General features: G+C 59.9%; 25 protein-coding genes. 19 read left to right on the top strand and 6 right to left on the bottom strand.

What is annotated here, in order from left to right:
- The 3 genes from HA46_RS18655 to speG all read left to right on the top strand — a co-directional run.
- Window positions 1-598, top strand: a 598-nt coding sequence (locus HA46_RS18655) for an ATP-binding cassette domain-containing protein (RefSeq protein WP_084885994.1), incomplete at its 5' end; no start/stop codon positions are given.
- On the top strand, window positions 591-1,268 hold the full coding sequence (locus tag HA46_RS18650) for an ABC transporter ATP-binding protein (RefSeq protein WP_033791909.1): 678 nt from the start codon (window positions 591-593) through the stop codon (window positions 1,266-1,268). The genes HA46_RS18655 and HA46_RS18650, both read left to right, overlap by 8 nt.
- A gap of 67 nt (window positions 1,269-1,335) precedes the next feature.
- A complete protein-coding gene (gene speG, locus HA46_RS18645) occupies window positions 1,336-1,881 on the top strand; it encodes a spermidine N1-acetyltransferase (RefSeq protein ID WP_033791956.1) in 546 nt (181 codons plus the stop codon).
- Between the two features lie 6 nt (window positions 1,882-1,887).
- Here speG and HA46_RS18640 read toward each other — a convergent pair whose 3' ends face one another.
- The 4 genes from HA46_RS18640 to HA46_RS18625 all read right to left on the bottom strand — a co-directional run bounded on the left by HA46_RS18640 (window position 1,888) and on the right by HA46_RS18625 (window position 5,194).
- Window positions 1,888-2,307, bottom strand: a complete 420-nt coding sequence (locus tag HA46_RS18640) for a hypothetical protein (protein WP_048786813.1) — start codon at window positions 2,305-2,307, stop codon at window positions 1,888-1,890.
- A gap of 85 nt (window positions 2,308-2,392) precedes the next feature.
- A complete protein-coding gene (gene mmuM, locus HA46_RS18635; protein WP_084885992.1) occupies window positions 2,393-3,328 on the bottom strand; it encodes a homocysteine S-methyltransferase in 936 nt (311 codons plus the stop codon).
- On the bottom strand, window positions 3,318-4,724 hold the full coding sequence (mmuP, locus tag HA46_RS18630) for an S-methylmethionine permease (protein ID WP_084885989.1): 1,407 nt from the start codon (window positions 4,722-4,724) through the stop codon (window positions 3,318-3,320). Before mmuP ends, mmuM begins: the two co-directional genes overlap by 11 nt.
- Window positions 4,725-4,858: 134 nt before the next feature.
- The gene (locus HA46_RS18625) at window positions 4,859-5,194 is read right to left on the bottom strand and encodes a DUF2002 family protein (protein ID WP_033754097.1); all 336 of its coding nucleotides are present in this window, start codon (window positions 5,192-5,194) and stop codon (window positions 4,859-4,861) included.
- Window positions 5,195-5,346: 152 nt separating this feature from the next.
- On the opposite strand from HA46_RS18625, the gene HA46_RS18620 reads away from it, so the two are divergent.
- From HA46_RS18620 to emrB, 12 genes are all read left to right on the top strand, one after another.
- The gene (locus HA46_RS18620) at window positions 5,347-5,664 is read left to right on the top strand and encodes a DUF883 family protein (RefSeq protein WP_033791919.1); all 318 of its coding nucleotides are present in this window, start codon (window positions 5,347-5,349) and stop codon (window positions 5,662-5,664) included.
- 297 nt (window positions 5,665-5,961) lie between these two features.
- The gene (locus tag HA46_RS18615) at window positions 5,962-6,204 is read left to right on the top strand and encodes a redoxin NrdH (RefSeq protein WP_033791921.1); all 243 of its coding nucleotides are present in this window, start codon (window positions 5,962-5,964) and stop codon (window positions 6,202-6,204) included.
- A gap of 4 nt (window positions 6,205-6,208) precedes the next feature.
- Complete coding sequence (gene nrdI, locus HA46_RS18610; RefSeq protein ID WP_033791924.1) at window positions 6,209-6,622, top strand: class Ib ribonucleoside-diphosphate reductase assembly flavoprotein NrdI; 414 nt, start codon at window positions 6,209-6,211, stop codon at window positions 6,620-6,622.
- A complete protein-coding gene (gene nrdE / locus HA46_RS18605) occupies window positions 6,592-8,730 on the top strand; it encodes a class 1b ribonucleoside-diphosphate reductase subunit alpha (protein WP_084885987.1) in 2,139 nt (712 codons plus the stop codon). Before nrdI ends, nrdE begins: the two co-directional genes overlap by 31 nt.
- Before the next feature lie 8 nt (window positions 8,731-8,738).
- Entirely contained in the window at window positions 8,739-9,698 is a 960-nt protein-coding gene (gene nrdF / locus HA46_RS18600; protein ID WP_033791958.1) for a class 1b ribonucleoside-diphosphate reductase subunit beta, read from the top strand.
- A gap of 386 nt (window positions 9,699-10,084) precedes the next feature.
- Window positions 10,085-11,281 (top strand): glycine betaine/L-proline ABC transporter ATP-binding protein ProV, encoded by a 1,197-nt coding sequence (proV, locus tag HA46_RS18595; protein ID WP_084885985.1) that lies wholly within the window; start codon window positions 10,085-10,087, stop codon window positions 11,279-11,281.
- Entirely contained in the window at window positions 11,278-12,420 is a 1,143-nt protein-coding gene (proW, locus tag HA46_RS18590) for a glycine betaine/L-proline ABC transporter permease ProW (RefSeq protein WP_033791929.1), read from the top strand. Before proV ends, proW begins: the two co-directional genes overlap by 4 nt.
- Window positions 12,421-12,479: 59 nt before the next feature.
- Window positions 12,480-13,478, top strand: coding sequence for a glycine betaine/L-proline ABC transporter substrate-binding protein ProX (proX, locus tag HA46_RS18585; RefSeq protein WP_033791931.1), 999 nt, complete (start codon window positions 12,480-12,482; stop codon window positions 13,476-13,478).
- A gap of 162 nt (window positions 13,479-13,640) precedes the next feature.
- On the top strand, window positions 13,641-14,828 hold the full coding sequence (locus HA46_RS18580; RefSeq protein ID WP_084885982.1) for an MFS transporter: 1,188 nt from the start codon (window positions 13,641-13,643) through the stop codon (window positions 14,826-14,828).
- 316 nt (window positions 14,829-15,144) lie between these two features.
- On the top strand, window positions 15,145-15,675 hold the full coding sequence (mprA, locus tag HA46_RS18575; RefSeq protein WP_033754123.1) for a transcriptional repressor MprA: 531 nt from the start codon (window positions 15,145-15,147) through the stop codon (window positions 15,673-15,675).
- 147 nt (window positions 15,676-15,822) lie between these two features.
- A complete protein-coding gene (gene emrA / locus HA46_RS18570; RefSeq protein WP_033791934.1) occupies window positions 15,823-16,995 on the top strand; it encodes a multidrug efflux MFS transporter periplasmic adaptor subunit EmrA in 1,173 nt (390 codons plus the stop codon).
- 16 nt (window positions 16,996-17,011) lie between these two features.
- Window positions 17,012-18,547, top strand: coding sequence for a multidrug efflux MFS transporter permease subunit EmrB (gene emrB / locus HA46_RS18565; RefSeq protein WP_033791936.1), 1,536 nt, complete (start codon window positions 17,012-17,014; stop codon window positions 18,545-18,547).
- 105 nt (window positions 18,548-18,652) lie between these two features.
- On the opposite strand, the gene HA46_RS18560 is transcribed toward emrB, so the two are convergent.
- A complete protein-coding gene (locus tag HA46_RS18560) occupies window positions 18,653-19,777 on the bottom strand; it encodes a tRNA/rRNA methyltransferase (RefSeq protein WP_084885978.1) in 1,125 nt (374 codons plus the stop codon).
- 160 nt (window positions 19,778-19,937) lie between these two features.
- Between HA46_RS18560 and trxC the strand changes: the two genes are divergently transcribed.
- The 4 genes from trxC (at window position 19,938) to pssA (ending at window position 25,397) form a co-directional block, all read left to right on the top strand.
- Window positions 19,938-20,357 carry a thioredoxin TrxC gene (trxC, locus tag HA46_RS18555; RefSeq protein ID WP_084885997.1) on the top strand — a complete coding sequence of 140 codons (420 nt, stop codon included), beginning with the start codon at window positions 19,938-19,940 and terminating at the stop codon, window positions 20,355-20,357.
- A 102-nt stretch (window positions 20,358-20,459) separates the two neighbouring features.
- Window positions 20,460-21,158, top strand: a complete 699-nt coding sequence (locus HA46_RS18550; RefSeq protein WP_084885976.1) for a tRNA-uridine aminocarboxypropyltransferase — start codon at window positions 20,460-20,462, stop codon at window positions 21,156-21,158.
- 108 nt (window positions 21,159-21,266) lie between these two features.
- Window positions 21,267-23,924 carry a bifunctional acetate--CoA ligase family protein/GNAT family N-acetyltransferase gene (locus tag HA46_RS18545; RefSeq protein WP_084885974.1) on the top strand — a complete coding sequence of 886 codons (2,658 nt, stop codon included), beginning with the start codon at window positions 21,267-21,269 and terminating at the stop codon, window positions 23,922-23,924.
- A gap of 117 nt (window positions 23,925-24,041) precedes the next feature.
- A complete protein-coding gene (gene pssA / locus HA46_RS18540; RefSeq protein ID WP_084885972.1) occupies window positions 24,042-25,397 on the top strand; it encodes a CDP-diacylglycerol--serine O-phosphatidyltransferase in 1,356 nt (451 codons plus the stop codon).
- 90 nt (window positions 25,398-25,487) lie between these two features.
- Here pssA and HA46_RS18535 read toward each other — a convergent pair whose 3' ends face one another.
- Complete coding sequence (locus HA46_RS18535; RefSeq protein WP_084885970.1) at window positions 25,488-26,795, bottom strand: MFS family transporter; 1,308 nt, start codon at window positions 26,793-26,795, stop codon at window positions 25,488-25,490.
- Window positions 26,796-26,959: the final 164 nt, after the last annotated feature.

Genomic DNA, 26,959 nt, shown 5'->3' with positions numbered 1-26,959 from the left:
GGCCTGGAGCGCGCTGCGCGGCGATACGGTGGCGATGGTGATGCAGGACCCGAAATATGCGCTTAACCCGACGCGCACCATCGGCTGGCAGGTGGAGGAGCCGCTGCTGCTGCACCGCCGCCTGAGCCGCAGCGAGCGTAAAGAGAAAGTGTGCGAGATGCTTGACGCCGTGGGCCTGCCGCAGCCGCGCCAGCTGATGCAGCGCTATCCGCACCAGCTCTCCGGCGGCATGGGCCAGCGCGTCATGCTGGCGATCGCGTTGATTACCGATCCCGCCTTTTTGATCGCCGACGAGCCGACATCGGCGCTCGATCACGCCATGCGCGATCAGGTGCTGGCGCTGATCCGTCGCCTGGTCGAGGCGCGCAACATGGGTCTGCTGCTGATCAGCCACGATCTGCAGCAGGTCTCCGAACACTGCGAGCGCGTGATGGTGATGTATAAAGGCCGCGTGCTCGATACGCTGCCCGCCGCCGATCTGCCGCGCGCCACCCATCCCTATACGCGCACGCTCTGGTCGTGCCGTCCGAGCAAAGCGACCCACGGCCAGCCGCTGCCGGTGCTGGATCGCGCCGCGCTGGAGGCGAAGCATGATTAATCTTCAACGGCTGAGCGTCGCGCACAAGCAGGGCTATGAGCTGCGCACCGTGGTGCACGAAGTCGATCTGCAGGTCAACGCCGGCGAGTGCTTCGGCCTGGTGGGCCCTTCCGGCTGCGGCAAGTCGTCGCTGCTGTGGGTGATGGCGGGGCTGAATCCGCACTGGCAGGGAAAAATGGCGCTGGCGGGCAGCGACGTCACGCCGGGCAAGCCCTTTACCGGCCAGCTGCGCCGCGACGTGCAGATGGTGTTTCAGGATCCCTACGCCTCGCTGCATCCGCGCCACCGCCTGCGCCGCACCCTGGCGGAGCCGCTGAAGCTGCTGCGCCGCGACAGCATCGACGACCGCATCGATCAGGGCTTTCGCCACGTCGGGCTCGATCCGGCGCTGGCGGAGCGCTATCCGCATCAGCTCTCCGGCGGCCAGCGCCAGCGCGTGGCGATCGTACGCGCGCTGCTGCTGGAGCCGAAGATCCTGCTGCTGGACGAGCCGACCTCGGCGCTGGATATGTCGGTGCAGGCGGAGATCCTTAACCTGCTGAACGATCTCAAGCGCGACGACGGTTTGACCATGGTGCTGGTCAGCCACGATCCCGACGTGATCGACCATATGTGCGACCGCGCCGCGCGCATGGCGCAGGGGCGCATCGTCGAGCAGATCGGCGCATGAAGGGTCGCGCGAGTTGGCGCGCCTTGTGCGCTATACTCGCGCGAAATCTGTCTGCAAAGAGGTGACCATGACGGTTAAGCTACGCCCGCTGGAGCGGGAAGATCTGCACTTCGTTCATCAGCTGGATAACAACGCCAGCGTCATGCGCTACTGGTTCGAAGAGCCCTATGAGGCCTTTGTCGAACTCTCCGATCTCTATAACAAGCACATCCACGACCAGAGCGAACGCCGCTTCGTCGTGGAGCACGACGGCCAGAAAGCCGGGCTGGTGGAGCTGGTGGAGATTAACCACGTGCATCGCCGCGCCGAGTTTCAGATCATTATCGATCCGGCGCATCAGGGCAAAGGGCTGGCGAGCCAGGCGGCGAAGCTGGCGATGGAGTACGGTTTTTCAGTGCTGAATCTCTACAAGCTCTATCTGATCGTCGATCAGGAGAATGAGAAGGCGATTCACATCTACAGCAAGCTGGGATTTGAGACGGAAGGGGTGCTGAAGCACGAGTTCTTTATCAACGGCGAGTATCGCAACACCATCCGCATGTGCATTTTCCAGCATCAGTTCCTGGAAAGGTTCCGCTCGGGCGGCGCGATGGTGAAACCCACCGCGCAGTAGTCGCCGCTAGCCGCGCGCGCCGACCGGATTAAGGAAGGGCCGCGGATGTTCCGGCTGGAGGTTGTACATTCCGCCGTTAAAGGGATCGACCAGCAGCCAGCCGGGAAAACCGCCCAGCGGAATATTGCCCAGCAGATACCAGAGATTCGCTTTGCCTTCGATCGGCAGCGTCACCGGCACGTAGCCCGGACTCTCCAGCATCACCTGATAGTGCTTCTTGCCGAAATAGCGGCCGGTCGACTTCGCCAGCTCGACGGTTTGCGGCGTATAGCCCTCCGCCACGGAACGTCCATCCTCATCCTGTACGGTAAAGCGCGCGCCCTGCGGCAGCGAGTCGATACGCACCGCCTGAGTCGACGAGCCGACAATCGAGGCGCAGCCGCTAAGCAGCAGCGCGGCGGCAAGGATAAGAAGTCGCTGTTTCATGAAGGGATCCGCTTAAGAGTCAGAAAGGGCAGTGTAAACCGCCCCTGCGTGGTTAATCGCCCTATCATCGCCTGTTTTCTGCGCTTTATTGCGGTTGACAGCCGTGCGCAATCGCCGCGATATCCTGCGGCGTGGTGCGGCAGCAGCCGCCGATTAGCCGTGCGCCGGCGGCGCGCCATTCGGGCAGCTTGTCGCGCAGCGTGCAGCCCGACGGCGCGGAGTGCCAGGTTTTGCTGATGGCGTCGTACTGTTCGCCGGAGTTGGGATAGACCACCAGCGGCTTGCTGGTCAGCGTCTGCAGCTGCTGGAGCGCCGGCGTCGCCTGCTCCAGCGCGACGCAGTTGATGCCCAGCGCGACGATTTGCGGCTGCGCCTGCAGGAAAGCCGCCACCTCGCGCAGCGGCGTGCCGTCGCTGATGTGCGCCGCGTCGCGCAGCGTAAAGGAGAACCAGGCCTGCGCCTCGGGAAACTCCGCCAGCAGCGCGGTCAGCGCCCGCGCTTCGGCAAATGAGGGCAGCGTTTCGCACGCCAGCAGATCGGCGCCCGCCGCCAGCAGCGCCTGCACGCGCGGACGGTGAAACGCCTTCATCTCTTCCTCCGGCAGCGCGTAGTCGCCGCGATATTCCGCGCCGTTGGCGAGAAAGGCGCCGTACGGCCCTACCGAGCCTGCCACCAGGAGCGCGGCCTGATTGCCGCTTGCGGCGCGGTAGTCGTCGCGCGCGCGCCGCGCCAGCTCAACGCTGCGGGCAATGAGCTGCAGCGACTGCGCCTCATCCAGCCCGCGCGCGGCGAAGCCCTGCGGCGTCGCCTGATAACTGGCGGTGATGGCGACGCGCGCCCCGGCGGCGAAATAGTCGTAGTGCACCTGATAGATCAGCTCAGGATTTTCCATCAGCACCTTCGCGGACCAGAGGGCGTCCGCCAGGTTGCAGCCGCGCGCCTCGAGTTCGGTCGCCAGCGCGCCGTCCAGAATCAGCATGTCGCTTTCAGCCAGCGCCTGCGCCACGAAATTATGCTGCATCTTTGGCCTCCTCAGCCTGGGATTTTCTATGGGTGACAGCGTAAACCGCATAGCAGAGCAGCACAAAGGGAATGCCGCACCAGAGCGCAATGCGCTGCGAAGGATCGAACGCCAGTCCGACGCACGCCAGCAGACAGAGGGCAAAACCCAGTATCGGCGTCAGCGGATAGAAGGGCGCGCGGTAGAGCAGCTCGCTCAGCGCCCTGCCCTGCGCCAGATGACGGCGGCGGAACATATAGTGCGACGCGCAGATGCTGAGCCAGACGGCAACCACTGCAAAGCCGGAGATGGCCGACAGCGCGACGAACACCGTGTCCGGCGCGATAACGCTGGAGAGCAGCGCCAGCACGCCGCCCAGCATGCTGACGGTGATCGCCAGCTGCGGCACGCCGCGTTTATTGACGCGGGCGAAGCAGCGCGGCAGCGTCTTTTCGTTCGCCAGCGACCAGAGCATGCGTCCCGAGGCGTAGAGCCCGGAGTTCGCCGCCGACAGGATCGCCGTAAGAATAACGAAGTTAACGATATCGGCCGCGTAAGGAATGCCGATCTTTTCAAACACCACCACAAAGGGGCTTTTGACGATGCCCGCCTGATCCATCGGGATCAGCGCCGCCAGCACCAGCACCGTGCCGACGAAGAAGATGATCAGCCGCGCCACGGTAGTGCGGATCGCCAGCGGCAGCACCTTCTGCGGGTTTTGGGTTTTGCCTGCGGCGATGCCGATCAGCTCGGTGCCAGAAAAGGCGAAGTTAACCGCCACCATGGTCATGATAATCGGCAGCACGCCGTGCGGCAGCCAGCCGTGCTGGGTGAGATTGCCCAGTCCCGGCGCGGCGCTGCCGTCTTTCATCGGGATAAAGCCGAACATCGCCGCCGCGCCCAGCACGATAAAGGCGATGATGGTGACCACCTTGATCAGCGAGAACCAGAACTCCCCTTCGGCGAAGAAGCGCGTGGAGATGATATTCAACAGGTAGATGGCAACGCAGAACAGCAGACACCAGATCCATATCGGCACCTGTGGAAACCAGTACTGCATGCAGAAGCCCGCGGCGGTAAAGCTGGAGCCGAGCGCCACCGTCCAGGTGAGCCAGTAGAGCCAGGCGACGGTGTAGCCGGTGGCTGGGCTGAGGTAGCGCGCGGCGTAGACGTGAAATGCGCCGGTTTCCGGCATCGCTACCGACAGCTCGCCGAGGCAGACCATCACCAGCCAGACCACCAGCGCGCCGATCAGGTAGGCGAGCAGCGTGCCCGCCGCGCCGGTTGTGGAAATAATATAGCCGGTATTGAAAAATAGCCCGGTGCCGATAACGCCGCCCAGCGACAGCATCACCAGATGGCGCGTTTTCATCGTGCGCCTGAATTGTTCCCGTGACGGGTTTTCCTGCTCGCTCATCTTCTCATCCATATGGACGTCTAAACATCTATATGGCAGATTTATACGCGTCGCCGCCGGGAATTGCAACGTGATAAAAGATAAGGTTTTGCTAAAAAAAGCGCCGTGCCCCGTGCTGACGGGGCTGGCCGCCGTCAGCCGAAGACGCTTTGCAGGTAGCGCTCCAGCGCAATGCGTGAGCTGAATCCGTGGGGAATGCCGTAGTGCTCCTGCGACTCGCCCGCCAGGTAGAGCGGAAACCGCGTGTAGTGATCGCAGGTCTTCATCTCTGACGCCGGTTCGGCGAACGGCTGACTCTTCTCTTTTAGCGTGGGGTGGATCACCAGCGCCGTGCGTCCCATACGGGCTTCGCGGTTAACATAGACATAGCTGTCGCCACGGCGATAGCCGTAAGCTTTGGGCGTGACCTCGTCTACTTCGAATCCCGCCTTCTCCAGAACGCGCGCTACCTCATCGGGTCGTAAATACATGCTCTCTCCTCTCTTCTTTCAAGCCTCGCAACCTTACAACAGCACGCCGCCGTGCGGCTTTCGGAATTTCCCTAAACCCCGGATGTGCCGATGCGTTTATCTGCGCATCGTCTACACTCAGTATTACGTTTAAAATCAAAGGGAGCGAAAAAATGTTTAATCGAACCACTAAAAACGATGACATTGATGTTAACCAGGATGTGAACGATCTCGCTGATTCGCTGGAAGCGCTGCTGAAATCTTACGGCAGCGAAGCAAAAGATGAGGTGGACTCTGCGCGCAGTCAGGCGCAGGCGCTGCTGAAGCAGACGCGCGCGAAACTGAACGGCGGTCATAATCGCGTATCGCAGGCGGCACGCGATGCGAGCTACCAGGTTGACGCCTACGTGCACGACAAACCCTGGCACGGCGTGGGCATCGGCGCCGCGGTCGGTCTGGTGTTAGGCGCGCTGCTGGTCGGCCGCCGCTAATCTCGTCAGGATCCTCAAGGCCTCGCGCAAGCGGGGCTTTTTTTCGCCCTTTTCCTGCCCCGGCGTCTTTACAAAATTCTTTCCCCTGCCCCGATCCCCATGCCGCCTGGCGTTAGCCGTTTTTTGCCGACGCTTTGCCGAAAACCCTATATATAGCGTGCTTGAATTTTTATAACGCTATATCTAGTATTCCCTCTATCATCACGACACAAGATGCGAGCCGCGACGCCGTCCAGAAAAAGGAGCATCGTCTGCGGCTTATCCCACCTGGCCCATGAATTAAGGGAAATACGAATCATGCGCATTATTATTTACACCAAAGATAACTGTGTCCAGTGCAGCGCGACCAAAAATGCCATGGATCGTCACGGCATCGCCTATCAGCTGATCAATCTCGACGCGCAGCCTGAAGCCGCCGACAGCTTAAAAGCGCTCGGCTATCGCCAGGTGCCGGTGGTGATGGCGGACAACGACCACTGGAGCGGCTTCCGTCCAGACAAAATCGCTGCTCTGCGCCAGCCTGCGGCGGTGGAAGAGTAGCGCCATGTTTCCACTGGTCTACTTCTCCAGCCAGTCGGAAAATACCCATCGGTTTATTACCCGTCTGGGTCTGCCGGCGCGGCGCATTCCGCTCGATCTGGCCGCGCGGCTGCAGCAGCGTCAACCCTATATTCTGGTGGTGCCCAGCTATGGCGGCGGCGGCAGTCGCGGCGCGGTGCCCAGACAGGTTATTCACTTTCTTAATGATGAATCGAACCGGCGCGGCATTCGCGGCGTGATCGCCGCGGGCAACCGCAATTTCGGCGAGGCTTTCTGCCTGGCGGGCGACATCATCGCGCAAAAATGCCAGGTTCCCGTGCTCTACCGCTTTGAGCTAATGGGAACGCCGGACGACATCGCCACGGTTAAAGCGGGAGTAATCCAATTTTGGCAACAACAGACACCCTCAATGGCGTAGCGCTCGACTATCACGCGCTGAACGCCATGCTCAACCTCTACGATGCCGATGGCCGCATCCAGTTCGACAAAGATCGCGAAGCGACGCGCCAGTTCTTTCTGCAGCACGTCGCGCCGAATACGCTCGCTTTCGCCAGCGCGGCGGAGCGCCTGCGCTATCTGGTCGACGAAGGCTATTACGAAGCGGCGGTGCTGAACCAGTACGACTTCGACTTTCTCTGCCGCTTTCATGACGAGGCGGCGGCCTGGGGCTTTGAGTTCAAAACCTTTCTCGGCGCGTGGAAGTTCTACACCAGCTATACGCTAAAAAGCTTCGACGGCAAACGCTATCTGGAGAGCTTCGAACAGCGCGCCTGCATGGTGGCGCTGACGCTGGCGCAGGGCAGCGAGACGCTGGCGCGATCGCTGCTGGAGGAGATGCTGAGCGGCCGCTTTCAGCCTGCGACCCCGACCTTCCTGAACTGCGGCAAGCAGCAGCGCGGCGAGCTGGTCTCCTGTTTCCTGCTGCGCATCGAAGACAATATGGAGTCGATCGGCCGCGCGGTGAATTCCGCGCTGCAGCTCTCCAAGCGCGGCGGCGGCGTGGCGTTTCTGCTCTCTAACCTGCGCGAAAACGGCGCGCCGATCAAACGCATCGAGAACCAGTCGTCGGGCGTGATTCCGGTGATGAAGATGCTGGAGGACGCCTTCTCCTACGCCAACCAGCTTGGCGCGCGTCAGGGCGCGGGCGCGGTCTGGCTCAACGCGCACCATCCCGATATTCTGCGCTTTCTCGATACCAAGCGGGAAAACGCCGACGAGAAAATCCGCATCAAGACGCTGTCGCTCGGCGTGGTCATCCCCGATATTACCTTCCAGCTGGCGAAAGAGAACCGCCAGATGGCGCTCTTTTCTCCCTATGACGTCGAGCGCATTTACGGTCAGGCGTTCGGCGACATCAGCATCAGCGAAAAGTATGAGGAGATGGTGGCGGACGACCGCATCCGTAAGCGCTGGATCCAGCCGCGCGACTTCTTCCAGACGCTGGCGGAGATCCAGTTCGAGTCCGGCTATCCCTACATCATGTATGAGGACAGCGTGAACCGCAGCAACCCGATCGCCGGTCGCATCAATATGAGCAACCTCTGCTCGGAGATTTTGCAGGTCAACAGCGCCAGCGAGTTCAACGATGACCTCAGCTATCGCCGCGTCGGCAAAGATATCTCCTGCAACCTCGGCTCGCTGAATATCGCGCACGCCATGGATTCGGGCGATCTGGCCAATACCGTGGCAATAGCGGTGCGCGCGCTGACGGCGGTCTCCGATATGAGCCATATCGGCTCGGTGCCGTCGGTGGCCGAAGGCAACCAGCGCTCGCACGCCATCGGGCTGGGCCAGATGAACCTGCACGGCTATCTGGCGCGGGAAGGGATCGCCTACGGGTCGCCGGAGGCGCTCGATTTTACCAATCTCTATTTCTACTGCGTCACCTGGCACGCGCTGCGCACCTCGAATCAGCTGGCGCGCGAGCGCGGACAGCGTTTCGACGGCTTCGAGCGCTCGGCCTACGCCAGCGGCGCTTACTTCGACAAATATGTCGAACGCGACTGGCTGCCGCGCACCGAGCGCGTGGCGCGGCTGTTCGCCGAGGCGGGAATTGCGCTGCCGACGCGCGCCGACTGGCAGGCGCTGCGCGAAGCGGTGATGGCGCACGGGTTATATAACCAGAACCTGCAGGCGATTCCGCCGACCGGCTCTATCTCCTATATCAATCACGCCACCTCGAGCATCCACCCGATCGTGTCGCGCATTGAGATTCGCAAAGAGGGCAAAACCGGACGCGTTTACTATCCCGCGCCCTTCCTTACCAACGAAAATCTCGAGCTCTATCAGGATGCGTACCAGATCGGGCCTGAAGCGATTATCGACACCTATGCCGAAGCGACGCAGCATGTCGATCAGGGCCTGTCGCTGACGCTCTTTTTCCGCGACGACGTCACCACCCGCGACATCAACAAAGCGCAGATTTACGCCTGGAAGAAAGGCATCAAAACGCTTTACTACATTCGACTGCGCCAGATGGCGCTACAGGGCACGGAGGTGCAGGGCTGCGTTTCCTGCGCCCTGTGATGGAAACTATGCGACTACAACAGATTCAGGCGATTAACTGGAACCGTCTTCAGGACGAGAAAGATCTCGAGGTGTGGAACCGTCTCACCAGCAACTTCTGGCTGCCGGAAAAGGTGCCGCTGTCGAACGATCTGTCCGCCTGGCAGACGCTGGACAGCCAGCAGCAGCAGCTCACCATCCGGGTCTTTACCGGGCTGACGCTGCTCGACACCATTCAAAACGTGATCGGCGCGCCGGGCCTGATGCCGGACGCGCTGACGCCGCACGAAGAGGCGGTGCTTTCCAATATCAGCTTTATGGAGGCGGTGCACGCGCGCTCCTACAGCTCGATCTTTTCCACGCTCTGCAACACCAGCGACGTCGACGCCGCCTATCGGTGGAGTGAAGAGAACGAGGCGCTGCAGAACAAGGCGCGCATTATTCTGCAGCACTACCGCGCCGACGATCCGCTGAAGAAAAAGATCGCCAGCGTATTTCTCGAGTCATTTCTCTTTTACTCCGGCTTCTGGCTGCCGATGTACTGGTCAAGCCGCGGCAAGCTGACCAATACCGCCGATCTTATTCGGCTGATCATCCGCGACGAAGCGGTGCACGGCTACTACATCGGCTATAAATATCAGCAGGCGCTGGAGAACGTTGACGACGCGCGCAAAGAGGCGCTGCAGCAGTTCGCCTACGATCTGCTGCTGGCGCTGTATGACAACGAAGTTGCCTATACCGAAGCGCTCTACGCCGACGTCGGCTGGGCGGAAGAGGTGAAGACCTTTCTGCACTATAACGCCAACAAGGCGCTAATGAATCTGGGCTATGAGGCGCTGTTTCCGGCTGAACTCACCGCGGTGAATCCGGCGATTCTTGCCGCCCTTTCGCCCAACGCCGATGAAAATCACGATTTCTTCTCCGGTTCAGGCTCCTCCTATGTGATGGGCAAAGCGGTAGAAACGGAAGACGAAGACTGGGACTTTTAATCGACCCGCGTCGGGCCCGTCGCGGCCCGACAATATTATTTTTTCCCGCCCCGCTGACCTCCGATTATTTCGCAAAAGCGCCATTTTTATTTCGCCATCATTTCTCTTTAAAGAGACGTTAATTGCCTCTTTCAGGCATGTTCTTTTCTGGCAATTTTGCCGCTGACGACGCCAAATCGCCATAAATCGGGATCGCGCCGGTAAAAAAATTATTCTGCCCTCATCCCTTGTGAGCACTGGAAATTCTTCCTTTCATGCCGCTTCATTCCCAGTGAATATTGCCATTCAGGGTTGTCAGATAGTGTCAGTATGTTACGGTATGCCCCGCGTAAATTTGACCAGGAAAGCTGAACTTCAAAATAATTTAACCAGGATTTTAACACTGCATGGCAATTAAACTTGAAGTAAAAAATCTTTATAAAATATTTGGGGACAATCCCGACCGCGCGTTTAAATATATTGAGAAAGGGGAAAGCAAAGAGACAATACTGGCGAAAACCGGTTTGTCGCTGGGCGTCAAGAACGCCAGTCTGGCCATTGAAGAAGGCGAGATATTCGTCATCATGGGACTTTCCGGCTCTGGAAAATCCACCATGGTTCGCCTTCTCAATCGTCTGATCGAGCCCACACGGGGCCAGGTAATTATTGACGGCGTCGATATTGCCAAAATATCCGACAGCGAACTGCGCGAGGTGCGCAGAAATAAGATCAGTATGGTCTTTCAGTCATTTGCGCTGATGCCGCATATGAACGTGCTAAATAATACCGCCTTCGGCATGGAATTAGCCGGCGTGCCGCTGGCGGAACGTCAGGAAAAAGCGCTGGACGCGCTGCGTCAGGTCGGGCTGGAGAATTATGCCCATGCCTGGCCCGACGAACTTTCCGGCGGCATGCGTCAGCGCGTTGGATTAGCGCGCGCGCTGGCGATCAATCCCGATATTTTACTGATGGACGAAGCCTTTTCCGCGCTCGATCCGCTGATCCGCACCGAAATGCAGGACGAGCTGGTTAAGCTGCAGGCGAAGCATCAGCGCACCATTATTTTTATTTCCCACGATCTCGACGAAGCGATGCGCATCGGCGACCGCATCGCCATCATGCAGGGCGGCGAAGTGGTGCAGGTCGGCACACCGGACGAAATTTTGAATAATCCGGCCAACGACTATGTGCGCACCTTCTTCCGCGGCGTCGATATCAGCCACGTCTTCAGCGCTAAGGATATCGCCCGTCGCAGCGCGGGATCGCTGATCCGCAAAGCGCCCGGCTTCGGCCCGCGCTCCGCTATCAAGCTGCTGCAGGATGAGGATCGCGAATTCGGCTATGTGCTGGAGAAGCAGAAATTTATCGGCGTGGTCTCGACCGACTCGCTGAAAGCGGCACTGGCGGCGGGGGAAGGGCTGGATAGCGCCCTGCTTGAGGCGCCGACCGCCGTTTCCTCCGATACCTCGCTGAACGATCTGCTCGGCCACGTCGCCCACGCGCCCTGTGCCGTGCCGGTGGTGGGCGAAGAGAATCAGTACGTCGGCATCATTTCCAAAGGCATGTTGTTACGCGCTTTAGATCGTGAGGGAGCTTCGTCATGAGTCAACAGAACAGTAATCCGTGGGAAAGCGCGAGCGCCGCACCTCAAGCCGACGCCGCCGCGCAGGCGAGCAGCGATCCCTGGTCCGGCGCGGGGGATGCCGCCGCGCCAGCCAGCCAGGGCGCTGACGCCTGGGGCACGCCCGACGGCGGTGCCGCCCATAACGCTGCCGCCAGCGGCAGCGACTGGCTGAGCAGCGCGCCTGCGCCGCAGCCGGATCATTTTAATGCGCTCGATCCCTTTCATAAGACGCTGATCCCACTCGATCGCTGGGTGACTGAAGGCATCGACTGGGTGGTGAATCACTTCCGTCCGCTGTTTCAGGGCGTGCGCGTGCCGGTGGACTATATCCTGAGCGCCTTTCAGCAGCTGCTGCAGAGCCTGCCCGCGCCGGTAGCGATTGTGGCGTTCGCCCTGATCGCCTGGCAGATCGCCAGCCCGGCGATGGGCGTCGCGACGCTAATTTCGCTGGTGCTGATCGGCGCGATCGGCGCGTGGTCGCAGGCGATGGTGACGCTGGCGCTGGTGCTGACCGCGCTGCTGTTCTGCATCGTCATCGGGCTGCCGCTCGGCATCTGGCTGGCGCGCAGCGAGCGTGCGAGCCGTATCATCCGGCCGCTGCTGGACGCGATGCAGACCACGCCGGCGTTTGTTTATCTGGTGCCGATCGTCATGCTGTTCGGTATCGGCAACGTGCCCGGCGTGGTGGTGACCATTATTTTTGCCCTGCCGCCGATGGTGCGCCTGACGATCCTCGGCATCAAGCAGGTGCCAGCCGATCTCATCGAAGCCAGCGAGTCCTTCGGCGCCAGCCCGCGTCAGATGCTGTTTAAAGTGCAGCTGCCGCTGGCGATGCCGACCATTATGGCAGGCGTCAACCAGACGCTGATGCTGGCGCTGTCGATGGTGGTAATCGCCTCGATGATCGCGGTTGGCGGGCTCGGCCAGATGGTGCTGCGCGGCATCGGCCGTCTCGATATGGGGCTGGCCACCGTGGGCGGCGTCGGCATCGTGATCCTCGCTATTATCCTTGACCGTCTCACTCAGTCCATGGGCCGCGACGGCCGCAGCCGCGGCAGCCGCCACTGGAGCCATACCGGCCCGGTTGGCCTGCTGACGCGCCCTTTCCGCAAAGCCTGATTTTTTCGGGCGGCCCGTCGCGGCCGCCCGCCTCGCAACGCCGACAATAAGGAATAACTATGCGCAAGACCGCACCTCTCCTCGCCGCCGTGCTGACCACGTTCGCCCTTTCCCAGGCCTACGCCGCCGATCTGCCGGGCAAAGGCGTAACCGTTAAGCCCGCGCAGAGCACCATCGCCGAAGAGGGCTTCCAGACGCTGCTGGTGAGCCGCGCGCTGGAAAAGCTGGGCTATACCGTCGAAAAGCCGAGCGAAATTGACTACAACGTCGCCTACACCTCCCTCGCCGCCGGCGACCTGACCTTTATCGCCACCAACTGGCAGCCGCTGCATGACGATATGTACAACGCCGCAGGCGGCGACAAGAAGTTTTATCGCGCAGGCACTTACGTCTCCGGCGCGGCGCAGGGCTACCTGATCGACAAGAAGACTGCCGAGCAGTACCACATCACCAATATCGCGCAGCTGAAAGATCCGAAAATCGCGCAGCTGTTCGACAGCAACGGCGACGGCAAAGCGGATATGACCGGCTGTACGCCCGGCTGGGGCTGCGAAGCGGTCATCAATCATCAGAACGCCGCGTTCGGCCTGAGCGATACCGTGACCGCCAATATGGGCAACTACTCGGCGATGGTTGCCGATACCCTGGCGCGCTTTAAGCAGGGCAAGCCGATCCTTTACTATACCTGGACGCCCTACTGGCTGAGCGACGTGCTGAAGCCAGGGCGCGACGTGGTGTGGCTGCAGGTGCCGTTCTCGTCGCTGCCGGGCGCGCAGAGCAAGGTCGATACCAAACTGCCGAACGGCGCCAACTACGGTTTCCCGGTCAATACCATGCATATCGTGGCTAACAAAGCCTGGGCGGAGAAAAACCCGGCCGCGGCGGCGCTGTTTGCCGAGATGAAGCTGCCGATTACCGATATCAATGCGGAAAATGCGGCGATGCATGCCGGTCAGGCGTCTGAAGCGGATATCAACCGCCACGTCGACGGCTGGATCAACGCTCACCAGCAGCAGTTCGATCGCTGGATTCAGGACGCGCTCGCGGCCGCCAAATAGATTACAACACACTCCAGGGGCGGTATGCTCTGCCCCTTCGTCTTCCATACCCTGCCTTTCCGCTGAACCGACTGGTACGTCCTGTCAAATTACACACCGGTGAAATAGTTTTTTGGGTTACTATTACCCGATTATGATAATCAATCGTTGCGCTCCTGATAAATGAATGCTCATCGCCATACGCTGACGCCTGCGCTGGTGTTGCTGATGTCTGTCGCCACCGGTCTCTCTGTGGCCAGCAACTACTATGTGCAGCCGCTGCTCAATACCGTCGCCCACAACTTCAACCTCTCCGTCAGCATGGCGGGCTTTATCGTCACCACGGCGCAGCTTGGCTACGCCTGCGGTCTGCTGCTGCTGGTGCCGCTTGGCGATATGCTTGAGCGTCGCGCCCTGATTGTCGGCATGAGCCTGCTGGCGGCGGGCGGCATGGCGATGACCGCCACCTCCTCCTCTTTTACGCTGCTGCTGCTGGGCACGGTGCTGACCGGCCTGTTCTCGGTGGTGGCGCAGATCCTGGTGCCGCTCGCCGCGACGCTGGCGCCGCCGGAAAAACGCGGCAAAATCGTCGGCACGGTTATGAGCGGTCTGCTGCTCGGCATTCTTCTGGCGAGGACCGTTGCGGGCGCGCTGGCCCAACTGGGCGGCTGGCGCACCGTTTACTGGACCGCCAGCGTCCTGATGGTGCTGATGGCGCTGGCGCTGTGGCGTTTTCTCCCGCAGGTTAAGCCCACGGTATCGCTGAACTATCCGCAGCTGCTGAAATCGATTTTCCAGCTCTACAGGACAAATCGCGTGATTCGCACCCGCGCCTGGACCGGCTGTCTCTCTTTCGCCAACTTTAGCGTGCTCTGGACATCAATGGCGTTTCTGCTCGCCTCGCCGCCTTACGGGTACTCTGAAGGAGAAATCGGCCTGCTGGGGCTGGTCGGCGCGGCGGGCGCGCTGGCGGCGCGTCAGGCCGGATCGCTGGCGGATAAAGGCAAAGCCAGGCTAACCACAACGCTGGGCCTGCTGATTATGCTCGCCTCATGGGGGATGACCGCGCTGGGCGCGCACTCACTGGCAGCGCTGATTGCCGGCATTCTGCTGCTCGACCTGGCGGTTCAGGGGGTGCATATCACCAATCAGAGCGTGATCTATAGTCAGATGCCCGAGGCGCGCAATCGCCTTACCGCTGGCTATATGACCAGCTATTTTATCGGCGGCGCGTTTGGTTCGGTGCTCTCCGCCAACGCCTTTCACTTTGCCGGGTGGTACGGCGTATGCGCCGCTGGCGTGGTAATGACGCTGCTCAACCTGCTGATTTGGTGGCGCGGTTACCGCTTCGAAACCCACTTAAGTAAGTAAATAAACTACCAAACATGTGATTGAGTCTGGTCACGAATGGTTAGTTTTGTTATTGTTAGCAACAAACCTATTCACACAAGTTATTTTTTCTTGCGAAATCATTTAGCAAACAAAAAGTTTCTTCCCGTTTAGATATCGTGCCCTGCGGCGATAAGCAGCAGTGGACGAGGGTTTCGTGCCCAGGGTCAGGGAGCGGCCTGGAACCACCTGATGACGACAGTGTGATCTTATGAACAATTGCGCGGAGTAAAAATGACTACGCTTAATCTGTCACCATCGTTACTATATTAGTTGCAACTAGTGAGGTTTTTTTATAATGGAAAGTTCGTTTACTCCCATTGAACAGATGCTTAACATCCGCGCAAACCGCCACAAAGATTTCCCGCTGCACGAAATCATTCTGACGCGTTTGTGCATGCACATGCAGGGAAAGCTGCTGGAAAATCGCAATAAGATGTTAAAGGCGCAGGGAATTAACGAAACCTTATTCATGGCGTTGATTACGCTGGATGCGCAGGAAAACCAGAGCATTCAGCCCTCCGAGCTGAGCGCCGCGCTGGGTTCTTCGCGCACCAACGCCACGCGCATCGCCGATGAGCTGGAGAAGCGCGGCTGGATCGAGCGTCGCGAGAGCGATAACGATCGTCGCTGCCTCCATTTGCATCTTACCGAAAAAGGGAATGAGTTCCTGCGTCAGCTGCTGCCGCCTCAGCATCAGAGCCTGCAATATCTCTGGTCTTCGCTGTCGAACGACGAGAAGTCGCAGCTGGAAGGCATCACGCGTAAATTGCTCAATCGTCTCGATAAAATGGACGAAGACCAGGTCATCGCCTCCCTCTCTCGCTAATAGCAAGAACTGCGACACAATCACCTGTCGAAACCGTTATTTTAATCCCCTTTTATCCGGCCAGCGCCTTGTCGCTGGCTTTTTTCGACTCGGGCTCCGTGAAAAGGGACAATCGCGCCCCGGCATATGAATCAGTTGGAGACAGAGATGAGTGCAACAGCGGAGGCGCAAAGCCCGCAAAAGCCAGCCCAAAAAAAGAAGACGCGTAAAAAAGTGCTGATTCTGCTGGCGCTGCTTTTTGTGCTGGCTGGCATCGCCTGGGGCGTTTACTGGTTCCTGGTGCTGCGCCATTTTCAGGAAACAGACGACGCTTACGTGGCCGGAAATCAGGTGCAGGTCATGGCGCAGGTGTCGGGCAGCGTTAACAAGGTCTGGTTCGACGATACCGATTTCGTGAAGAAAGGCGACGTGCTGGTTTCGCTGGATAAAACCGACGCCGAGCAGGCGTTTGAAAAAGCGCAGACCGCGCTGGCCACCAGCGTGCGTCAGACCCATCAGCTGATGATCAACGCGAAGCAGTATCAGGCGAGCATCGCGCTGCAGCAAACCGCGCTGGCGCAGGCGGAAGCGGATCTGAAACGCCGCGAGCCGCTGGGGGCGTCTAACCTGATCGGCCGTGAAGAGCTGCAGCACTCGCGCGACGCGGTCGCTACCGCGAAAGCGCAGCTCGACGTGGCGGTGCAGCAGTACAACGCTAACCAGGCGATGATCCTCAATACCTCGCTGGAAGAGCAGCCGGCGGTAAAACAGGCCGCCGCGGAACTGCGCGACGCCTGGCTGGCGCTGCAGCGTACCGATATTCGCAGCCCGATGGATGGCTATGTGTCGCGCCGCAGCGTGCAGGTCGGCTCGCAAATCAGCACCAGCACGCCGCTGATGGCGGTGGTGCCCGCCACCAATCTGTGGATCGACGCTAACTTTAAAGAGACGCAGCTGGCCGGCGTGCGCATCGGACAGGAGGCGACGGTGGTGGCCGATATTTATGGCGACGACGTGGTCTATCACGGCAAAGTGGTCGGTCTGGATATGGGCACCGGCAGCGCCTTCTCGCTGCTGCCTGCGCAGAACGCCACCGGCAACTGGATCAAAGTGGTTCAGCGTCTGCCGGTGCGTATCGAGCTTAATCAGGACGATATCGCGAAGCATCCGCTGCGTATTGGTCTGTCGACGCTGGTGAAAGTCGACACCACCAATAAAGACGGCAGCGCCCTCGCCACCAGCGTTCGTCAGCAGGCCGCCTACAGCAGCAATGCGCTGGCGATCGACCTGGCGCCGGTGAACCAGCTGATCACTGATATCGTTCGCGCCAACGCCGGATGATTACGCGGAGGCTGTCATGGCACAAAAACCGCTAGAAGGCGCGCCGCTGGTCCTGATGACCATCGCGCTGTCGTTGGCGACCTTTATGCAGGTGCTGGATTCGACCATCGCTAACGTGGCGATCCCGACCATCGCAGGCAATCTGGGCGCCTCCAACTCGCAGGGCACATGGGTCATTACCTCGTTTGGGGTGGCGAACGCCATCTCCATTCCGATTACTGGCTGGCTGGCGAAGCGCGTCGGCGAAGTAAAACTCTTTACCTGGGCGACGATTTTGTTCGCCCTCGCCTCCTGGGCGTGCGGCATGTCGGAAAGCCTGGAGATGCTGATTTTCTTCCGCATCCTGCAGGGTATCGTGGCCGGTCCCCTGATCCCGCTGTCGCAGAGCCTGCTGCTCAGCAACTATCCACCCGCTAAACGCAGCATCGCCCTCTCGCTGTGGGCGATGACGGTGATCGTCGCGCCTATCTGCGGGCCGATTCTCGGCGGCTGGATCAGCGATAACTACCACTGGGGCTGGATCTTCTTTATCAACGTGCCGATCGGTGCGGTGGTGGTGATGTTAACGCTGCAGACGCTGCGCGGCCGCGAAACCCGCACCGAGGTTCGTCCTATCGACGTGGTGGGTCTGGTGCTGCTGGTGGTGGGCATCGGCTGCCTGCAGGTGATGCTGGACCGCGGTAAGGAGCTTGACTGGTTTAACTCCACCGAGATTGTCGTGCTGACGGTGGTCGCCGTGGTGTCGCTGGCGGTGCTGCTGGTGTGGGAACTGACCGACGATCACCCGATTGTCGATCTGGCGCTGTTCAAGTCGCGCAACTTCACCATCGGCTGCCTCTCCATTAGCCTGGCCTATATGCTTTACTTCGGCTCGATTGTGCTGCTGCCGCAATTGTTGCAGGAGGTATACGGCTACACGGCGACCTGGGCCGGTCTGGCGTCCGCGCCGGTAGGGATTATTCCGGTGATCCTGTCGCCGATTATCGGCCGCTTCGCCCACAAGCTGGATATGCGTCGGCTGGTGACCTTCAGCTTTATCATGTACGCCGTCTGCTTCTACTGGCGCGCCTATACCTTCGAACCCTCGATGGACTTTGGCGCGTCGGCATGGCCGCAGTTTATCCAGGGCTTTGCGGTCGCCTGTTTCTTTATGCCGCTCACCACCATTACCCTTTCGGGACTGGCGCCCGAGCGGCTGGCCGCAGCGTCGAGCCTGTCGAACTTCGTGCGTACGCTGGCGGGCTCGATCGGCACCTCGATTACCACCACTATGTGGACTAACCGGGAATCGATGCACCACAGCACCTTTACCGAGTCGATTACCCCCTACAATCCTAATGCGCAGCAGATGTATACGCAGCTGGAAGGTATGGGAATGAGCCATCAGCAGGCATCGGCCTATATCGCGCAGCAGATCACCAACCAGGGGTTAATTATCTCCGCCAACGAGATCTTCTGGGCGTCGGCCGGGGTGTTTTTGATTCTGCTGGTGCTGATCTGGTTTGCCCGCCCGCCGTTTGGTTCCGGCAGCGGCGGCGGCGGCGCGCACTGATTAAGACGTCGGTAAACAGCGCTGACATGAAAAAGTGGGTGGTATAGGCAGAAGCGCAAAGCCTTACAAGGACAGAAACAAAAACGGGCCTTTCGGCCCGTTTTTTTATGCGTTCTGGCGCCACCATTCGGCCAGCAGAATGCCAGTGGCCACCGAGACGTTAAGACTCTCGACATTGCCGGTGCCGCCGATCGACAGGCTGATATCACCCTGCTGGAACGCGCTGTCGGACAGGCCTTCGCTCTCCTGCCCCAGCACCAGCACCATCTTCGCCGGCAGCTCGGCTTTCGCCAGCGGCGTGCCTTCATGGCTGGAGGTGGTGACAATGGTATAGCCCGCCTTGCGGAACGCTTCCAGACCGGCGGCAAAGCTTTCGCCGCTGATCGCCTGAACGTGTTCAGCGCCGCCTTCAGCAGTACGCACCGCCGCGCCCGACTCTAGCAGCGAGGCGTCATTCACCAGCAAACCTTTTACGCCGAAATGCGCGCAGCTGCGCATAATGCCGCCCAGGTTGTGCGGGTTGCTGACATCTTCCAGCGCCAGCACGCAATCTTTCTCACCGGCCTGGCTCAGCCACTCGCTGACCGCCATGCCCATGCGTTTTTTGATAATAAAGCAGACGCCGCCGTGGTGTTCGGTGCCGGAGGCCTTCGCCAGTTCGGCATCCTCAACGACGTGATAGGCTTTGCGGTTCGCCGCCAGCCAGCGCAGCGCGTCGCGGAAACGCGGCGTTACGCTCTGCACGAACCAGGCGCGCACGATCGCTTCGGGGCGGCTCTGGAACAGCGCCTGACAGGCGTTTTCGCCGTAGACGCGCGTCTCTTCCTGACGCTGACGACGGATCATCTCCGGATCGATAGCGACTTTGCCGCCCTGCTCCGGCTGTTTCTCTTCTACGGACGCGCGCTCGCTCGGCGGACGCGACACGGTACGCCAGGGCGAGAAGGCTTCGTCGCTGCGAGGACGGCTACTGCCTTCATCGCTGCGAGGACGACGGCTGCCTTCATCACGGCGAGGACCACGGCTGCCTTCATCGCTGCGCGGCTTGCGGCTGCCGCCCTCTTCGCTGCGGCGGCCTGGGCCAGAGGAACGACGAGAATCTTCCTGACGGGCTGGGCGGCCACCCCCTTTACCGGTACGCGGGTTCGGCGCGCGTGAGCCTGACTCGCCCTCATCTCGCACGTACATCACTTTTACCTTGCCACTTTTGCCTTTAAATTCGTCGTTCATCTGTTCCTCCTGCATTGAGAGCGCGCAGATTACCTGATGTATTAGCGCTTAGCTATCAACTATTGAACCTATTGGACAATCCAGTTTGAGGGCGGTTCGCAACCTTCTCATAATGGACAATATTTACAAGACTGGCACCTGCAAACCCTTTGAGGTAACTATGAATACGGTATGTGCTTCCTGTCAGGCAACCAATCGCGTTCCTCCCGAGCGCGTTGCCGATGGAGCGAAATGCGGCCGCTGCGGCAGCAATCTGTTTAATGGCGAAGTCGCTAACGCGACCGCCGATACGCTCGATAAATATCTGCAGGACGATCTGCCGGTAGTGGTCGATTTCTGGGCGCCCTGGTGCGGCCCCTGCGTTAACTTCGCGCCGGTGTTTAAAGAAGTAGCGCAGGAGCGAAGCGGCCAGGTGCGTTTCATCAAGGTGAACACCGAAGCGGAACCCACGCTGAGCGCGCGTTTTCGCATCCGCAGCATTCCGACTATTATGATCTTTAAGAAGGGCGAGATGGTGGACATGCTGAACGGCGCGATGCCTAAGGCTCCCTTTAACGAATGGCTGGATGAATCGCTGTAAGCCTCTTCGGACTTTTCTCCCCATTCTCAGGCCAGCCGCGCTGGCCTTTTTCTTTTTGCACGCGCTTCGATTACACTAGCGTTTTACTTTTCTCCCTGAGCCATGACTGATAACGCCGTTCTCCGCCTGCGTGCGCAACGCCTTGCTCGCGCCACTCGCCCTTTTCTCGCCCGAGGCAACCGCGTCGTGCGCTGCCAGCGCTGTTTGCTGCCGCAGAAAAACTGCCTGTGCGCCACTATTGAGCCGCAAAGCGCGCGCAGCCGCTTTTGCCTGGTGATGTTCGATACCGAGCCGATGAAGCCCAGCAACACCGGGCGGCTGATTGCCGATATTCTACCCCAGACCGAGGCGTTCGGCTGGTCGCGCACCGAGCCCGACCCCGCGCTGCTTAGCGCCGTCGCGCATCCCGACTATCAGCCGATGGTGGTCTTTCCCGCCTCCTATGCCGATCCCGGCCGCGAGGTGCTGACCGCGCCGCCGCTGAGCGGCAAGCCGCCGCTGTTTATCATGCTCGACGGCACCTGGACCGAAGCGCGCAAAATGTTTCGCAAAAGCCCCTGGCTCGATGCGCTGCCGGTAATGTCGCTCAACGTCACCGCGCCGTCGCGCTATACCCTGCGCGAAGCGCATGGCGAAGGCCAGCACTGCACCGCCGAAGTGGCCGCTGCGCTGCTGGAACAGGCTGGCGATCTGGCGGCGGCGCAGGCATTACGACAGCATTTCGAGCATTTCCGCCACGCCTACCTGGCGGGCAAACCGCATCATCCCGCCCATCAGAGCATCATCGCCGAAAGCCTGTAGCGCGCCTGGCGGCGTAAATGCTGGCGCGGCTCTCACCCTGCAATCGCTGAACCGGCAAAGCGCGTTAAAAGCGATTACAATCATGCCAGTCGACTTCGGGAGAGTGGGATGAGCCAACGCGGGCTGGAAGCGCTGTTACGACCTAAATCCATTGCGGTGATCGGCGCCTCGGACAGGCCGGGGCGTGCCGGTCACTTTATGATGCGCAATTTGCTGGCGGGCGGTTTTAGCGGCCCGGTGCTGCCGGTGACGCCCAAATATAAAGCCGTCAGCGGCGTGCTCGCCTGGCCCACCATCGACAGCCTGCCGTTCGCGCCCGATTTGGCGGTGATCTGCACCCATGCGAAACGCAACCTTGAGCTGCTGCAGCAGCTGGGCGAAAAAGGGTGCAAGGCCTGCATTATCCTCTCCGCGCCCGCCAGCCAGCAGGAAGCGCTCAAGCGCTGCGCCGCGCAGTGGCAGATTCGCCTGCTCGGCCCTAACAGCCTCGGGCTGCTGGCGCCCTGGCAGGGACTCAACGCCAGCTTTTCGCCGGTGCCGATAGAAAAAGGGCGTATCGCTTTTATCTCTCAGTCGGCGGCGGTCTCCAATACGATTCTCGACTGGGCCCAGCAGCGCAACCTGGGCTTCTCATGGTTTATCGCGCTGGGCGATAGCCTGGATACCGACGTTGACGATCTGCTCGATTTTCTGGCGCGCGACGGCAAAACCAGCGCCATTCTGCTCTATCTCGAACACCTGAGCGACGCGCGGCGCTTTGTCTCTGCCTCGCGCAGCGCCTCGCGCAATAAACCGATCCTGGTGATCAAAAGCGGCCGCAGCCATCAGGCACAGGCGCTGCTCGGCACCCACAGTGGGCTAGACGCTGCCTGGGATGCGGCGATCCAGCGCGCCGGCCTGCTGCGCGTGCAGGATACTCACGAACTCTTTACCGCCGTAGAATCACTCAGCCATATGCGCCCGCTGCGCGGCGACAGGCTGATGATCGTCAGCAACGGCGCCGCGCCTGCCGCGCTGGCGCTGGACGAACTCTATGCGCGCAACGGCAAGCTTGCCGTGCTGAGCGAAGAGACGCTGGCGGCGCTGGCGGCGCTACTGCCGGAAGACGTCGGACGCGGCAATCCGCTCGACCTGAAAGATGATGCTACGCCGCAGCGCTATGGCGACTGCCTGAATATTCTGCTGGGCAGCCATGAGCTTGATGCGCTAATGATTATCCATGCGCCCAGCGCGGTGGCGCCCGCCACCGAATCGGCGCAGCAGATCATTCAGTCTATTGCCGCCCATCCGCGCGGCAAGCAGGTTACGCTGCTGACCAACTGGTGCGGCGAGTTCTCCTCGCAGGCGGCGCGGCGCGCCTTTACTCAGGCGGGCATTCCTACCTGGCGTACCCCGGAAGGCACGGTGACGGCCTTTATGCATCAGGTGGAGTACCGTCGCAACCAGAAACAGCTGCGCGAAACTCCAGCGCTGCCCGCCAGCCTGACGCAGGACAGCGCCCAGGCGCATCAGCTCTTGTCGCAGGCGCTGGCGAAGGGCGTCACCACCCTCGACACCCATGAGGTGCAGCCGGTGCTGCAGGCGTATGGACTGGCGACGCTTCCGACCTGGATTGCCAGCGACAGCCTTGATGCGGTCGCTATTGCCGAACGTATCGGCTATCCCGTGGCGCTCAAGCTGCGCTCGCCCGATATCGCGCATAAGTCGGAGGTTCAGGGCGTGATGCTCTATTTGCGCAACGCCGCGGAAGTGCAACAGGCGGCTGAGGCGATCGTCGATCGGGTAAAGCAGACGCTGCCGCAGGCGCGCATCGAAGGGCTGCTGGTGCAGAGCATGGCAAACCGCGCCGGGGCGCAGGAGCTGCGCGTCGTGGTGCAGCAGGACGCACTGTTCGGTCCAGTGATTTTGCTGGGCGAAGGCGGCGTAGAGTGGCAGGCGGACAAACAGGCGGCGGTGGCGCTTCCGCCGCTTAACATGACGCTGGCGCGCTATCTGGTGATTCAGGCGATCAAAAGCGGCAAGATCCGCAGTCGCGGCGGGCTCGACACCCTGGATATTCCGGCGCTCAGCCAGCTGCTGGTGCAGGTCTCTAACCTGGTGGTGGACTGCCCGGAGATCCAGCGGCTCGACATTCATCCGCTGCTGGCGGCGGGCAGCGAGTTTACCCTGCTGGACGTCACCCTCGATCTGGCGCCGTTCAGCGGCGACAACGAAGCGCGGCTGGCGATACGCCCCTATCCGCAGCAGCTTGAAGAGCGGGTGACGCTGAAAGATGGGCAGAGCTGTCTGTTCCGCCCTATCCTGCCGGAAGATGAGCCGCTGCTGCGCGCCTTTATCGCACGTGTCACCAAAGAGGATCTCTACTACCGTTACTTCAGCGAGATCAACGAGTTCACCCATGAGGATCTCGCCAATATGACGCAAATCGACTATGACCGCGAAATGGCTTTCGTCGCGGTGCGCCAGCAGCAGGCGAGCAGCGAGATTATTGGCGTCACGCGCGCGATTTCCGACGCCGACAATATCGACGCCGAGTTCTCCGTGCTGGTGCGATCCGATTTAAAAGGGCTCGGCATGGGGCGGCGGCTGCTGGAAAAAATGATCCGCTATACCCGCGATCATGGTCTGCAGCAGCTCAACGGGATCACCATGCCGCACAACCGCGGCATGATTACCCTGGCGCGCAAGCTGGGATTTGGGGTGGAGGTTCAGCTCGATGAAGGTATCGTCAGCCTCAATTTACCCTTACACAGGGACATCAGCTAACCTTGTAGAGAAAGGTAAAAAATGGCCGACCGCACCAGGTTGATGTTATTATTTACCGTTATGACCCTGATTTGATGGCAAAAGGCCATGCAATGAAACGAGAAGAAGCGCACTGCGATGCTGACTAAATTCAAACGCAATAAGCATCAACAACACCTCGCACAGTTGCCGAAGCTGTCACAATCCCCCGCGGATGTGACAACGCTCTACTCGCCAGCCGACTTCCGTCGCACGCTGCTGGAAAAGATCGCGGCGGCGCAGCACCGTATCTGCATCGTCGCGCTCTACATGGAAAACGACGATGCCGGCCGCGCGGTAATGGATGCGCTCTATGCGGCGAAACGCGCGCGTCCTGAGCTGGATATCAGCATTCTGGTCGACTGGCATCGCGCCCAGCGCGGGCGCATCGGCGCAGCGCGCGGCGTCACCAATGCCGACTGGTATTGCGAGATGGCGACGCAGCATGCGGATATCGCCATTCCGGTATACGGGATCCCGGTCAATACGCGCGAAGCGCTCGGCGTGCTGCATCTGAAAGGTTTTATCATCGACGATACGCTGCTCTACAGCGGCGCCAGCATTAACGACGTTTACCTGCATCAGCACGATAAGTATCGCTACGATCGTTATCAGCTGATTCGCAATCCGCAGCTGGCCGACACCATGTATGAGTGGATTAACGTCAATCTTAAGCAGTCTGAAGCGGTCAACCGCCTCGATCGCGAAGAGCGCCCGTCCAGCCCGGAAATCAAAAATGAGACGCGCCAGTTCCGCCAGGATCTGCGCGGCTTCAACTACCAGTTCACCGGCGATGGCCATAACGAAGAGCTGACCGTTACCCCGCTGGTTGGGCTAGGCAAACGCAGCCTGCTCAATAAAACCATTTTTCACCTGATGCCGTGCACCGAGCAGAAGCTCACCATCTGTACGCCTTACTTCAACCTGCCTGCCATTCTGGTGCGCAGCATTATTCATCTGTTGCGCGAGGGCAAAGAGGTCGAGATTATCGTCGGCGATAAAACCGCCAACGATTTTTATATTCCGCCTGAGCAGCCGTTTAAAATTATCGGCGCATTGCCCTATCTCTATGAGATCAATCTGCGCCGCTTCCTTAGCCGTCTGCAGTACTATGTTGATAACGGACAGCTGGCGGTACGCCTGTGGAAGGATGGCGAGAACAGCTATCACCTGAAAGGCATTTGGGTCGATGACGAGTGGATGCTGATTACCGGCAATAACCTCAACCCGCGCGCCTGGCGTCTCGATCTGGAAAATGCGGTGCTGATCCACGATCCGCTGCAGCAGCTCGCCGAGCAGCGTGAAAAAGAGCTGGCGCTAATCCGCACGCATACTGAGGTGGTGAAGCATTTTCGCGATCTGGAAAGCATTTCTGACTATCCAGCGAAGGTGCGCAAGCTGATTCGTCGTCTGCGCCGTATTCGTATCGACCGTCTGATTAGCCGTATTCTGTGATGCTTTGCCTGCGGCGCTGACCGCCGCAGGCAACCGCTTCCCTGTCACAACGCGCTGTTTTTCCGCCCGCCTGGTTCCGCCATATTCCCCTTACAGCTTGATACCCTTGCCGCGCCTGTGCAGCAGCAGCGACACCAGAAACGCCAGCGCGCCCATCGCCGACACATACCAGAAGAAGGTGGTTTCGATCCCCTGTTGCTTCATCAGCAGCGCGACATATTCCGCCGAACCGCCGAATATCGCATTGGCTACGGCATAGGATAAGCCGACGCCAAGCGCGCGCACCTCTGGCGGAAACATCTCTGCCTTGAGGATGCCGCTGATGGCGGTATAGAAGCTAGTGATCAGCAGCGCCAGCATAATCAGGCAAAAGGCGACGGTCGGACTTTGCACGCTTTGCAGCGCAGTGAGAATGGGCACGGTGCAGACAGCGGCGCCCGCGCCAAATATAAGCATCGAACCCCGACGGCCAATTTTGTCGGACAGCGCGCCGATAATCGGCTGTATCAGCATAAATACCAGCAGCGCGGCGGTCATCAGGCCGCTGGCGCTTTTCGCATCCATGCCCGCCGTGTTCACCAGATACTTTTGCATGTAAGTGGTAAAGGTGTAGAAGCTCAGCGAGCCGCCTGCGGTAAAACCCAGCACCATCAGGAAAGCGCGCGTATGGTTGCGCAGCAGACCGGTAATGCTGCCGGCGTCTTTATGATGGCGGCTCTGATTATCTGAGGTTTCATGCAGCGATCGCCGCAGCCAGAGAGCCACAACCGCCAGGATCGCGCCGAGGAAAAAGGGGATGCGCCAGCCCCAGCTGCGTAGATCGTCTTCGCTGAGAATAAACTGCAGTACCACTACCGTCAGCACGGCCAGCAGCTGGCCGCCGATAAGCGTAACGTACTGAAAGGAGGCGTAAAATCCTTTGCGTCCTTCCAGCGCCACCTCGCTCATATAGGTGGCGCTGGTGCCATATTCGCCGCCCACCGACAGTCCCTGAAACATGCGCGCCAGCAGCAGGATCGCCGGCGCCGCGATGCCGATAGTTCCATAGCCAGGAAGGCAGGCGATGACCAGCGAACCGAAGCACATCATGCATACTGAGATAAGCATCGATTTTTTACGACCGTGCCGATCGCCGATATAGCCAAACAGCCAGCCGCCAATAGGACGCATCAAAAACCCTGCAGCGAATACCCCTGCGGTTTGCAGCAGCTGCGTGGTGGTATCGCCTTTGGGAAAGAAGATGTGCGCAAAATAGAGTGAGAAGAATGAGTAGACGTAGAAGTCGAACCATTCGACCAGATTACCCGACGATGCGCCGACGATCGCCCAGACGCGTTTTTTGCTGATCCCCGACGCTTCTGCCCCGGTTCGGGATGAGCGCGAATTGAATTCTGCCATGCTTTACCTCAAGTTCCTTGCTGATAAGCAGCGTTAAAACAATGAGTAAAGCATTTCATCCGGGACAACGAAACGTTATCGCGGCTGTGCTGCGGTAAATGTGATGCGCAAGAGGTTTAGGTGTAACGCGTGTAACTGAGAAAGTGTTTTTGCGGCCTGAAAAC

Source organism: Pantoea septica (assembly GCF_002095575.1).
Taxonomy (GTDB): domain Bacteria; phylum Pseudomonadota; class Gammaproteobacteria; order Enterobacterales; family Enterobacteriaceae; genus Pantoea; species Pantoea septica.
This window is presented reverse-complemented; position numbering and strand designations above follow the sequence as displayed.